Genomic DNA, 12,186 nt, shown 5'->3' with positions numbered 1-12,186 from the left:
GAAAGGGTATTTTTATAGTGTTACGGGTTGCACAGCCTTACGCGACGGGGGCTGGATTTCAACCTCGGCGTCGCATTCTGCCGCAAACCGCACACATGTCGTTTAACAAGTCGCTGTTTTCAAAGAAAAAAATTTACTCGAAGGGCTTCACAGACGAAACAAATGTTGGTAAATTTCCGCGCATTCCGAAACACACCCTTAAACAGGGCGTGAATCAGGGATCGAATGCCAGGCATTCACAGCAACATTCGCAGGGGCGTCGCCAAGCGGTAAGGCAGCAGGTTTTGATCCTGCCATGCGTTGGTTCGAATCCAGCCGCCCCTGCCATATTCGCAGTATCAGAAACGCCAGTTCCGCAAGGAGCTGGCGTTTTTTTTATACCCGCTTTAAACCCTTCCAGATCCATCCGGACACGGATATTGGCCATTTCGATCCCCTTTTGGCCTGCCTCACGCTGTGAACCGACTAACCTGTCAGCAAGAATCAAAGTCACAACCAGAGACCTTGATCTTCTTTGCCCTTGGCCGTTCCTGCGGCCACTGCCGTCTACAAAACAGAAAAAAACCAACGAGCTGACATTGGGGAACTGATCCATGGACACCATGAAACGCATCCTGGGCGCCACGGTTTGCGGGCTGTCGCTGCTGGCCAGCGCCGTGCACGCCGAACAGCGCGAGTTGAGGGTCTACAACTGGGCGGATTACATCCTGCCGTCCGTGCCCAAGGATTTTGCCGACAAGACCGGCATCAAGGTCACCTGGGACACCTTCGACACCAACGAATCCCTGGAGGCCAAGCTGCTGACCGGCAACTCCGGATACGACCTGGTGGTGCCGTCGAACCAGTTCATCGAAACCCAGATCAAGGCCGGTGTGTTCCAGAAACTCGACAAGTCCAAGTTGCCCAACTGGCAGCATCAGGACCCGGCACTGCTCAAGCTGCTCGACGCCAATGACCCGGGCAACCAGTACGGCGTGCCCTACATGTACGGCACCGTGCTGATCGGCTTCAACCCGGCCAAGGTCAAGGCGGCGCTGGGCGAGAACGCGCCGGTGGACAGCTGGGATCTGGTGTTCAAGCCCGAGAATATGGAGAAGCTCAAGTCCTGCGGCGTAGCGATGCTCGACTCGCCATCGGAGATCCTGCCGCTGGCCCTGCATTACCTGAAGCTGGACCCGAACAGCCAGAACCCGGCTGACTACGAGAAAGCCAAGGCGCTGATGCTCAAGATTCGCCCCTATGTCACCTATTTCAACTCCGCCAAATACATGACCGACATCGCCAACGGCGACATCTGCGTGGCCATCGGTTACTCCGGCAGCTTCTATCAGTTCGGCAACCGCGCCAAGGAAGCGGGCAACGGCGTGGTGGTCGACTGGCGTCTGCCGAAGGAGGGTGCGCCGATCTGGTTCGACACCTTCGCCATCCCGAAAAGCGCGAAGAATGTCGAGGAAGCCCACGAATTCCTCAACACCTTGCTCGACCCGAAAGTCATCGCCCCTATCAGCGATTTCCTTGGCTACCCGAACGTGAACAAGGATTCGTTGCCGCTGATCAACAAGGAAATCACCGGCAACCCCAACCTGACCCCCACGCCACAGGCCCTGGCAACGCTGTACGTGGTGCAGCCATTGCCGCAGAAGCTGGAGCGGGTGCGCACCCGAGTCTGGACCGCCATCAAATCCGACAAATAACCCGATCCCCCCTGTAGGAGCGAGCTTGCTCGCGATGGTCGTCAACGATAGCGCTGGCTGTCTGAATGCCCGCGGTGTCTGGACGTTCATCGCGAGCAAGCTCGCTCCTACAGGTGAACGTGGTGTGCAAATGGGGTGCATGTCGTCGGCTTCAGACTTGTATTGATTATGTTCGTAATATATTGTCAGCGCACATGTCGAACGCAGGGGCCAAAGCCTCTGGGCGAGACTGAGTGAAACCCTTTGGTTTTTTTTGACCTTATAAATGACGTTCATCATCAATAAAAATGCCGGTGAACCTTCACAACGTCTGGCGGACACCCCCATGGATCAATCACTCAAAGCTCTTCGTTACCCGTTTGCCGCATTGGCGCTCACTCTGCTCAGCGCCTGCGATCGCGCACCGGTGGCCGCCAACGCACCCGGAGCACCCCGTGTCACGGTCGCCAAGGTGATCGAGCAGCCCATCACCGAGTGGGATGAAGTCACCGCTCGCCTGGAGGCGCCGGAAACCGTCGAGATCCACCCACGGGTATCGGGGCAGATTGAGCGGGTGGCCTTCACCGATGGCGCGCTGGTGAAGAAGGGCGATCTGCTGTTTCAGATCGATCCACGGCCGTTCGAACACGAGGTGCATCGCTTCGAAGCCCAGCTGCAACAAGCCCGGGCCACCCTGGTGCGCACCGCCAACGAAGCCCAGCGCGGGCAGCGCCTGTTGGGCAGTAACGCGATTTCCGCGGAGCTGGCCGACACCCGCAACACCACCGCCCAAGAGGCCAAGGCCGGCGTCGATGCGATCCAGGCCCAGCTCGATCTGGCGCGCCTGAACCTGAGCTTCACCCGCGTCACCGCGCCCATCAGCGGTCGCGTCAGCCGCGCGGAAATCACCGCCGGCAACATCGTCACCGCCGACACCACGGCGCTGACCAGTGTGGTCTCCACCGACAAGGTCTACGCCTATTTCGACGCCGACGAGCGCCTGTTCCTCAAGTACGGCCAACTCGCCCGCCAGGGCCAGCGCAGCCAGACCACCCCCGTGTACATGGGCCTGTCGAACGAGGAGGGCAACACGCACCTGGGGCAGATGAACTTCGTCGACAATCAGGTCAACCCCAAGACTGGCACCATCCGCGGTCGCGCGGTGTTTGATAACGCCGACGGCCAATACACCCCGGGCCTCTATGCGCGCCTGAAACTAGTGGGCAGCGCCGCCTACGCGGGTCTGTTGATCAAGGACGAAGCGGTGGGCACCGACCTGGGCAAGAAGTTCGTGCTGGTGGTCGATCAGGACAACAAGACCCTGTACCGCAACGTCGAACTGGGACCGAAGCTTGAAGGCCTGCGCATCGTGCGCAGCGGCCTGCAGAAAGAAGACCGCATCGTCATCAACGGCCTGCAGCGGGTCCGCCCGGGTGCTGTGGTCGCGCCGCAGGACGCACCGATGGCCGACGCGGAAACCGTCGCGGCCCTGACCCGTCAGCGCCAGGCCGTCGAAGCGAGCAATCAACCTGCAAGCCCATCGTCCGCAGCCGTCAAATCACCCGCCCTGGTGAAGACGGATGCGGCTCTGACACCTCGCGGATAAGGGCCCACCGACATGAAATTCTCTCAGTTCTTTATCACCCGGCCGATCTTTGCCGCGGTGCTGTCGCTGCTGATCCTGATCGCCGGCGCCATCTCGCTGTTCCAGCTGCCGATCAGCGAATACCCGGAAGTCGTGCCACCGACCGTGGTGGTTCAAGCCAGCTATCCGGGGGCCAACCCCAAGGTCATCGGCGAAACCGTGGCCGCGCCTTTGGAACAGGCGATTACCGGTGTCGAGAACATGCTCTACATGTCCTCGCAGTCGACCGCCGATGGCCGCCTGACCCTCACCGTAACCTTCGCCCTGGGCACCGATCTGGATAACGCCCAGGTCCAGGTGCAGAACCGCGTGACTCGTACCGAACCGAAGCTGCCGGAGGAGGTGACGCGCATCGGCATCACCGTCGACAAGGCCTCGCCGGAACTGACCCTGCTGGTACACCTGATCTCGCCGGACAAGCGCTACGACATGCTCTACCTGTCCAACTACGCGATCCTCAATGTGAAGGATGAGCTGGCGCGCCTGGAAGGCATCGGTACCGTGAAGATGTTCGGTATCGGCGACTACTCGCTGCGCATCTGGCTCGACCCGGACAAGACCGCCTCGCGCAACCTGACCGCCACCGATGTGGTCAACGCGGTGCGCGAGCAGAACCGCCAGGTCGCCGCAGGCCAGCTTGGCTCGCCGCCAGCGCCGAATGCCACCAGCTTCCAGATGTCGATCAACTCCCAGGGCCGGCTGGTCACCGAGGAAGAATTTGAAAACGTGATCATCCGCAGTGGCCCGAACGGCGAAATTACTCGTCTGAAGGACATCGCGCGGATCGAACTGGGCTCCAACCAATACGCCTTGCGCGCCATGCTCAACAACCAGGAAGCGGTGGCGATGCCGATCTTCCAGCGTCCGGGTGCCAATGCCATCGACGTGTCCGATCAGGTGCGGGCGAAGATGGCGGAGCTGAAGAAAAGCTTCCCCGAAGGCATGGACTACGAAATCGTCTACGACCCGACCATCTTCGTGCGCAGCTCCATTGAAGCGGTGGTGCACACGCTGTTCGAGGCGCTGATCCTCGTGGTGCTGGTGGTGATCCTGTTCCTGCAAACCTGGCGTGCCTCGATCATCCCGCTGGTGGCGGTGCCGGTGTCGCTGATCGGTACCTTCGCGGTGATGCATCTTCTCGGGTTTTCGCTCAACGCGCTGTCGCTGTTCGGCCTGGTGCTGGCCATCGGCATCGTGGTCGACGACGCCATCGTGGTGGTGGAGAACGTCGAGCGAAACATCGAGTCCGGGCTGGAACCGGCCGAAGCGACCCGCAAAGCCATGGGCGAAGTGACCGGGCCGATCATCGCGACCGCGTTGGTGCTCTGCGCCGTGTTCGTACCGGCGGCGTTCATTTCCGGGCTCACCGGGCAGTTCTACAAGCAGTTCGCTTTGACCATCGCCATCTCGACGGTGATCTCGGCGTTCAACTCCCTGACCCTGTCGCCAGCGCTGGCGGCGGTATTGCTCAAGGCCCATGACGCGCCGAAAGACCGCTTCTCCAAGGTGCTGGACCGGATGCTCGGCGGTTGGCTGTTCAAGCCGTTCAACCGAGTTTTTGAGAAGGCCAGTCGCGGCTACGTGGTCGGCGTAGGCAAGATCATCCGCGGCAGCGGGATTGCCCTGCTGCTTTACGCCGGGCTGATCGCCTTGACCTACATGGGCTTCAGCACCACGCCGACCGGTTTCGTGCCGACCCAGGACAAGAAGTACCTGGTGACCTTCGCGCAGCTGCCGGATGCCGCGAGCCTGGATCGCACCGAGTCGGTGATCCGGCGCATGAGCACCATCGCCATGAACGAGCCGGGCTTCGACAGCGCCGTGGCGTTTCCGGGACTGTCGATCAACGGCTTCACCAACAGCCCGAACTCCGGTATCGCCTTCATCGGCCTGCGCCCGTTCGATGAGCGCAAGGACCCGAGCCTGTCCGCCGGGGCGATTTCAGCCTCGCTCAACGCCAAGTTCGGCGAGATCCAGGACGCCTACACCGCCGTATTCCCGCCACCGCCGGTCCAGGGCCTGGGCACCATCGGCGGCTTCCGTCTGCAGATCGAGGACCGCGGCAATCTGGGCTACGACGAGCTGTACAAGGAGACCATGAACATCATTGCCAAGAGCCGCAACGTGCCGGAACTGGCCAGGGTGTTCACCAGCTACACGGTCAACGTGCCGCAAGTCGAAGCGGCCATCGACCGGGAGAAGGCCAAGAATCACGGGGTGAAGATCAACGATATTTTCGACACCCTGCAGGTCTACCTCGGTTCGCTGTACGCCAACGACTTCAACCGTTTTGGCCGCACCTATCAGGTCAACGTGCAGGCCGAACAACAATTTCGCCAGGAACCGGAGCAGATCGGCCAGTTGAAGGTGCGCAACGATCGCGGCGAGATGATTCCGCTGGCCACCTTCGTCAAGGTCAGCCCGACCTCGGGGCCGGACCGGGTCTCGCATTACAATGGTTTCCTCACTGCGGAAATCAATGGCGCCGCCGCCCCTGGCTACAGTTCCGGCCAGGCCCAGGCCGCCATCGAGAAACTGCTCAAGGAGGAATTGCCCAACGGCATGACCTACGAATGGACCGACCTGACCTACCAGCAGATCCTCTCCGGCAACACCGCGCTGCTGGTGTTCCCGCTCTGCGTGCTGCTGGCGTTCCTGGTGCTGGCCGCTTTGTACGAAAGCTGGAGCCTGCCGCTGGCGGTGATCCTGATCGTGCCGATGACGCTGCTGTCGGCGATTGCCGGGGTGATCATTTCCAAGGGCGACAACAACATCTTTACCCAGATCGGCCTGATCGTACTGGTGGGCCTGGCGTGCAAGAACGCGATCCTGATCGTCGAGTTCGCCAAGGATCGACAGGACCAGGGCCTGTCGCCGCTTGATGCCGTGCTGGAGGCCTGCCGCATGCGTCTGCGGCCGATCCTGATGACCTCGTTCGCCTTCATCATGGGAGTGGTCCCGCTGGTAACTTCCAGCGGCGCAGGCTCCGAAATGCGCCGGGCCATGGGCGTTGCGGTGTTCTCCGGAATGCTCGGCGTGACCTTCTTCGGCCTGCTGCTGACACCGGTGTTCTTTGTCCTCATTCGCCGCTTTATCGAACGTAAAAAGGCCCGCGCGCTGAAACTGGAGGTACAACCATGAAAGCTCTGAAGTTGTTTTTGCCCAGCCTTCTGGTGAGCGCCCTGGCGGCTTGCACGGTCGGTCCGGATTACAAGACCCCCGACACGCCACCGGCCTCGAGCACTTATGCGAAAGCGGCCAACTACGATCAGTCGCGATTCGAATCGGTGTGGTGGCAGCAATTCGACGATCCGACGCTCAACCAATTGGTGAGCCAATCCCTGCAAGGCAACCGCGACCTGCGCGTGGCCTTCGCCCGCTGGAAAGCGGCCCGGGCGATTCGCGACGACATCAGCAACGACAATCTGCCGGTGGTCACCAGTCGCGTGAGCAGCGTGCAGGGCCGCTCGCAGGTGCCGGGGCAGACCGAGAGCCGGGTGAACACCGAACGCTACGACTTGGGTCTGGACATGGCCTGGGAGATCGACCTGTTCGGGCGCATCCAGCGTCAGCTTGAATCGAGCGATGCGCTGGAAGATGCCGCGGCGGCGGATCTGTATCAGCTGCGGGTGACGATGATCGCCGAGCTGGTGGATGCCTACGGACAACTGCGCGGTGCGCAACTACGCGAGAAAATCGCCCTGGCCAACCTGAAAAACCAGAACGACTCGCGCAGTGTCACGGTCAGCCTGCGCGATGCCGGTGTCGGCAACGAGCTGGATGTGGTGCGCGCCGACGCGCGACTGGCGGCCGTCGAAGCCAGCGTGCCGCAGTTGCAGGCGGAGCAGTTGCGGCAGAAGAACCGCATCGCTACTTTGCTCGGTGAGCGTCCCGAGCAGATGAGTGTCTTGCTGAGCCCCAAAGATATTCCGGCGATCGCCAAGGCACTGCCGATCGGTGATCCCGCCGAGCTGCTGCGCCGTCGTCCGGATGTGATGGCGGCGGAGCGTCGACTGGCGTCGGCAACCGCCGATGTCGGCGTGGCCACCGCCGACCTGTTCCCACGGGTCAGCCTGAGCGGCTTCCTCGGCTTTACCGCCGGGCGCGGTTCGCAGATCGGCTCCAGTGCCGCCCGAGCCTGGAGCCTCGGCCCAAGCATCACTTGGGCAGCGTTCGATCTGGGCAGCGTGCGAGCGCGCATCCGTGGAGCCAACGCCGATGCCGAAGGCGCTTTGGCCACCTATGAGCAGCAGGTGTTGCTGGCGCTGGAAGAATCGGAAAACGCCTTCAGCGATTACGGCAAACGTCAGCAGCGGCTGTTGTCGCTGATCAGGCAAAGCGAGTCGAGCCGCAAGGCGGCGGACCTGGCGGGCATCCAGTACAAGGAAGGTTCGGTGGATTATCTGGTGCTGCTCGACGCCGAGCGCGAACGCCTGAACGCCGAAGATGCCCAGGCCCAGGGCGAGATCGATCAGTATCGGGGGATCGTCGCGATCTACAAGGCGCTGGGCGGCGGGTGGGATGCCGGGGGCAAACAGGTTACAGCGATGAATTGATCATGACACGGACCCTGTAGCAGCTGGCGCAGCCTGCGTCCGGCTGCGCAGCAGTCGCAAAACCTGTGCACCGGATCTATCTGAAACACCGCGGTGCATGGATTTACGACTGCTTCGCAGCCGGACGCAGGCTGCGCCAGCTGCTACAAAGGGCGTGTTTGGCTGGGATCCCTCAAATCACTTCAAACCGGCATACACCAGCTTCACAAAGAAATCGGGCTTGATCACGAAATGCCCCCATTTCCCGTCAAACGCCGCCGAAGGCTTCGCCGCGACAACTTCCTCCAGCGACTTACCCTGCTGCTTGAGCCGCGCCACGTTATCGCGCACGCCCACCAGCATGTCGCGAAACTCGACAACCTGCGCCCGCGTCCCCACCGGACCATGCCCCGGAATCACCAGCGTGTGATCCGTGGTGCGCGCAATCGCCTCGTTGGCCCAATGGATCGCCGCATCGATACTGCCGCCATCCTGGTTGTCGATAAACGGATAACCGGCATTCCAGAACGTATCGCCCATCGCCAGAACATCGGCTTTTTCAACGTAGATCGACAGGTCGCCATCGGAGTGGCCAGGGCCGAAATTCTCGACCTTGATTCGGCTGGAATCGAAGTTGAAACTCTTCTCCCGATCCACCAGCACTGTCGGTTGAGCGTCTTTCGCAACCGGCTGGAAGGTCCAGTTCCAGTCATCGACGTGGGTCGTTTGCGACAGATGCTTGAGCGTATTGACCTGCGCCACGATGGTCGCGCCATCCGCGTTCAACCAGGCATTGCCGTCGGTGTGATCCCAGTGCCAGTGAGTGTCGACCACATACTTCACCGGCGCCGGGCTGATCGCCATGAGCGCCGCCTTGACCTTCTCCCGGTTCTTGCTGATACCGGCATCCACCAGAAACTTCCCGTCCTTGCCCGACAACACCACGATATTCCCACCGGAACCCTCCAGCACACTGACGTTGTCACGAAGGTGGTGGGTGACGATATCCGTATCCGCCCGCAGCAAATAATGATGGCCGGCACCGGTGTGGAAATAGTCGTCCTGGACAGGTTTCTCATCGACGGCAAACGCCAGGCCGGCGCCGAGTAACGAGGTGGTGGCGATAATCGCGGACAGCAGGAAATGGGCAGACAATGGGGCAGGAGGTTTTTCAGCGCAGGTCATTTCGGTTTCTCGACAGTGTCAGGTCCGACCGTTGAAAAAGGATCGATCGGTCCTGAAACCCTACGCGGCGGTGGAGCGGGGGCAGAAGTGCAATTTTCGTATTATGAAAATGCAGGGCGTGCATCCCCCTCTGTAGGAGCGAGCATGCTCGCGATGCACCCGAGAACGCCGCGGGGTATCAGGCTCCCCGCGTCATCGTTGGCGACCATCGCGAGCCTGCTCGCTCCTACAGGTAATGCTTCAGCAGTTGAGTAATGCGGCAAGCTCGGTTAAAGACTCCGCGACTACATCCCAATCCTGTTCCGGCTGCAAATCGATTGTCTGTCCAGCCCCATGCTCCACGGGTCGTCTGACGAACACCGTGCGAAACCCGCAAGCCCGTGCCGCGACAAGATCGCTGTTGTGCGCCGCCACCATGGCCACGCGATTAGGTGGCAGACCCACGGCTTCTGCCGACCGGAAATAAACCTCCGGCTGAGGTTTGTAGGCGCGGGCGAGTTCGGCGCCGGTGATGACGTCCCAGGGCAGGCCGCCGTAGCGGGCGAGGTTCATCATGCCGGCGATGTGGCCGTTAGAGATCGGGCCGATGGCGAAACGTCGTTTCAGGCGCGTGAGGCCTTCGACGGAGTCAGGCCATGGGTCGAGCTTCTGCCAGGCCGTGCTCCAGGCGGCGATATCGGCCGGGTCGAGTCGTCCGGCTTCGACGCCATGCCTGGCCATCAACGCTTCGAGATTCTCCCGGTTCAAAATGTCAAGCGTGACAAAGGCCCGCTCACCCGAGCGTACGCGCTGCATCGACGGCTGGTACAGCGACCGCCATTCATCGGCGAAGGCCAGCGGGTCGATCTGCACGCCGAGTTGCTGCAAATACGGCGCGGATTCCCGGGCGACGCTGGTTCGCCAGTCGACCACGGTGCCAAAGACATCGAAGCCAAGAAAGCCGACTTCATTCAGTGCGCTCATGTTCAGTCTCCTGCGCAGTCGGGGGAACACTTCAACGCCAGCCGAGGGCAGGGGCGACGTGCTTGAGGATGTTTTCGATGACGTGCGCGCAATAGTCCACGCCCAGTTGATTGGGGATGGTCAGCAGCAGGGTGTCCGCCGCTGCGATGGCCTCGTCCTTGGCAAGCTCTTCGATCAATACATCCGGTTCGGCGGCGTAATTGCGGCCGAAGATTCTTTGCGTGTCGTCTTCGAGAAAACCGATAGTGTCCTCGGTCTGGTCATTGCGGCCAAAGTACATGCGATCCATGTCGTTGGTGATTGCAAAGATGCTGCGGCTGACCGACGTGCGCGGCTGGCGGGTGTGTCCGGCCTGTTTCCAGGCCTCGTGGTACACCCGGATCTGCTCGGCCTGCTGGATGTGCAGGGGCTGACCGTTCTCGTCGTTTTTCAGGGTGGATGTCTGCAGGTTCATGCCCATCTGCGCTGCCCACACCGCGGTCGCCTCGGAGCCCGAACCCCACCAGATCCTGTCGCGAAGGCCTTCGGAATGGGGCTCGAGCCGCAGCAATCCCGGTGGATTGGCAAACATGGGCCGGGGGTTAGGTTCGGCGAAGCCCTTGCCACGCAGCAGTTCATAAAACACTTCGGTGTGGCGCCGCGCCAGGTCGGCATGGGTCTCGCCTTCGCGGGGCTCGTAGCCGAAATGCCGCCAGCCATCCATGACCTGCTCGCCCGAACCGCGGCTGATGCCCAGTTGCAGGCGCCCGCCGGCAATCAGGTCTGCGGCGCTGGCATCTTCGACCATGTAGTAAGGATTCTCGTAGCGCATGTCGATGACGCCGGTGCCGATTTCGATCCGGCTGGTTTTGGCGCCGACGGCCGCCAGCAGAGGGAAGGGTGACGCCAGTTGCCGGGCGAAATGATGGACGCGGAAATACGCGCCGTCCGCGCCCAGCTCCTCTGCCGCCACGGCCAGATCGATCGATTGCAGCAGCACGTCGGAGGCTGAACGGGTCTGCGAATGCGGGGACGGGGTCCAGTGCCCGAAATTCAGAAAGCCGATTTTTTTCATGGGATGCTCCCGAAGGGAAAGGGATGAATGGCGCTAATGTAGTCCGCGCCATCCATGACCTGTACCCCCCGTGCATTTGTTACAGCTTCAACCGTTAGTTGTGAATGCGCTGAGTTCCCGAACGTTAGCCGCCCTTGGCAGAGGCCAGATGGTACGCAACCAAGGCATTGGCATGCCCATGGCCCATGCCGTGATCGTTTTTGAGCACGGCCACCATTTCCATGTGCTTCTTGCCATCCAGGGTCTTGAGAAAGTCCAGCCAGTGAGAGACCGGCTGCCCGTACTTCTTTTCAATCGAAGGAAAGTACGATGCAGGTCCTTTTACTTTTGTCTCTTCGGTCATGCTGCAAGCTCCAGTTTTGCGGTCCGTTGATACTCACTTGCTGTTCTGTTTCTGCTTGAGATCCGCCTCGGTCCAGACGCCGGCGAGCGGGCCTCCCGGCAAGCCTTCAGCGGCTCGGGCCAGGGGGAAGGGCACCGGAACGAAGCCGGCGTCGCGTACCAGCCGTTCTCCCATTTCCCTGGCCTTGGCATCGTCGGCGAAAACCGGAATCGCCTTGCCGTCTCCGGACTGATCTTTCATCGCCATGTAGCCGATGGCATTGAACCCTCGCACCAGATGGGCACCGGGCAGGTATTGCTGGTCGGCCACTGAAACGCCGGTTTCCAGCGCCTTGCGCCCGGTATCGCCGTCACGCCCGCTGAATGGGTTGCTGGTACTGAACACCACCTTGCCGTTCAGATGGCCCTTGAGCTGTTCGGCCACCACCGGCATGGCGCCGTAGGGAACGCTCAAAACGATCACGTCGCCCCATTTCGCGGCATCGTCGACTGAGCCTGCCTGGGCGTTGGGGCCGGCGGTCTTGACCAGTTCACTCAACTCCTCGGGATGGCGTGAGGAGAACATCACCGAGTGCCCGGCCTTGACCCAAAGCGTGCCGAGCGTACCGCCGACCTTGCCGGCGCCGATCACGCTGATCTTGAGGCTGTCCGCCGCAGCCTGTCCGGCGCACAGAATCAGGCCGGAGAACAGCAAAACGAGGATTCTGAACATGCTCTGTGCCCCTGGGGGTTGGAAAGTGATGTAACCACCGTAGTAGAGGCCGCGCAGATGCGAAAGGCGGGCGAAGG

The 12,186-nt window shown here is 61.3% G+C and carries 9 protein-coding genes and 1 tRNA gene; 5 read left to right on the top strand and 5 right to left on the bottom strand.

Translation table 11 applies throughout. The annotated features are described in order from the left end of the window. The first annotated feature begins 252 nt into the window (after nt 1–252). The 5 genes from K9857_RS16205 to K9857_RS16185 all read left to right on the top strand — a co-directional run bounded on the left by K9857_RS16205 (nt 253) and on the right by K9857_RS16185 (nt 7,874). A tRNA-Gln gene (locus K9857_RS16205) sits at nt 253–327 on the top strand. Nucleotides 328–593: 266 nt separating this feature from the next. After that, the gene (locus K9857_RS16200; protein WP_224537403.1) at nt 594–1,694 is read left to right on the top strand and encodes a polyamine ABC transporter substrate-binding protein; all 1,101 of its coding nucleotides are present in this window, start codon (nt 594–596) and stop codon (nt 1,692–1,694) included. A gap of 325 nt (nt 1,695–2,019) precedes the next feature. Further along, nucleotides 2,020–3,279 carry a multidrug efflux RND transporter periplasmic adaptor subunit MexE gene (gene mexE / locus K9857_RS16195; protein ID WP_224537401.1) on the top strand — a complete coding sequence of 420 codons (1,260 nt, stop codon included), beginning with the start codon at nt 2,020–2,022 and terminating at the stop codon, nt 3,277–3,279. Nucleotides 3,280–3,291: 12 nt separating this feature from the next. After that, nucleotides 3,292–6,459, top strand: coding sequence for an efflux RND transporter permease subunit (locus K9857_RS16190; RefSeq protein ID WP_224537399.1), 3,168 nt, complete (start codon nt 3,292–3,294; stop codon nt 6,457–6,459). Then, nucleotides 6,456–7,874 carry an efflux transporter outer membrane subunit gene (locus tag K9857_RS16185; RefSeq protein ID WP_224537398.1) on the top strand — a complete coding sequence of 473 codons (1,419 nt, stop codon included), beginning with the start codon at nt 6,456–6,458 and terminating at the stop codon, nt 7,872–7,874. Before K9857_RS16190 ends, K9857_RS16185 begins: the two co-directional genes overlap by 4 nt. A 177-nt stretch (nt 7,875–8,051) precedes the next feature. Here K9857_RS16185 and K9857_RS16180 read toward each other — a convergent pair whose 3' ends face one another. From K9857_RS16180 to K9857_RS16160, 5 genes are all read right to left on the bottom strand, one after another. Further along, nucleotides 8,052–9,038, bottom strand: a complete 987-nt coding sequence (locus tag K9857_RS16180; protein WP_224537396.1) for an MBL fold metallo-hydrolase — start codon at nt 9,036–9,038, stop codon at nt 8,052–8,054. A 240-nt stretch (nt 9,039–9,278) separates the two neighbouring features. Next, nucleotides 9,279–10,001 carry a haloacid dehalogenase type II gene (locus tag K9857_RS16175; RefSeq protein WP_224537394.1) on the bottom strand — a complete coding sequence of 241 codons (723 nt, stop codon included), beginning with the start codon at nt 9,999–10,001 and terminating at the stop codon, nt 9,279–9,281. Nucleotides 10,002–10,032: 31 nt separating this feature from the next. After that, the gene (locus K9857_RS16170) at nt 10,033–11,055 is read right to left on the bottom strand and encodes an LLM class flavin-dependent oxidoreductase (protein ID WP_224537392.1); all 1,023 of its coding nucleotides are present in this window, start codon (nt 11,053–11,055) and stop codon (nt 10,033–10,035) included. Between the two features lie 124 nt (nt 11,056–11,179). Next, nucleotides 11,180–11,398 carry a DUF4287 domain-containing protein gene (locus tag K9857_RS16165; RefSeq protein WP_224537390.1) on the bottom strand — a complete coding sequence of 73 codons (219 nt, stop codon included), beginning with the start codon at nt 11,396–11,398 and terminating at the stop codon, nt 11,180–11,182. A gap of 33 nt (nt 11,399–11,431) precedes the next feature. Then, on the bottom strand, nt 11,432–12,186 hold a 755-nt coding region (locus tag K9857_RS16160; RefSeq protein WP_318011763.1), incomplete at its 5' end, for an NADPH-dependent F420 reductase.

Origin of the sequence: Pseudomonas sp. REP124 (genome assembly GCF_020164475.1) — a bacterium.
Lineage (GTDB): Bacteria > Pseudomonadota > Gammaproteobacteria > Pseudomonadales > Pseudomonadaceae > Aquipseudomonas.
The sequence above is the reverse complement of the archived record's forward strand: the minus strand, read 5'-3'. Positions and strand labels throughout refer to the sequence as shown.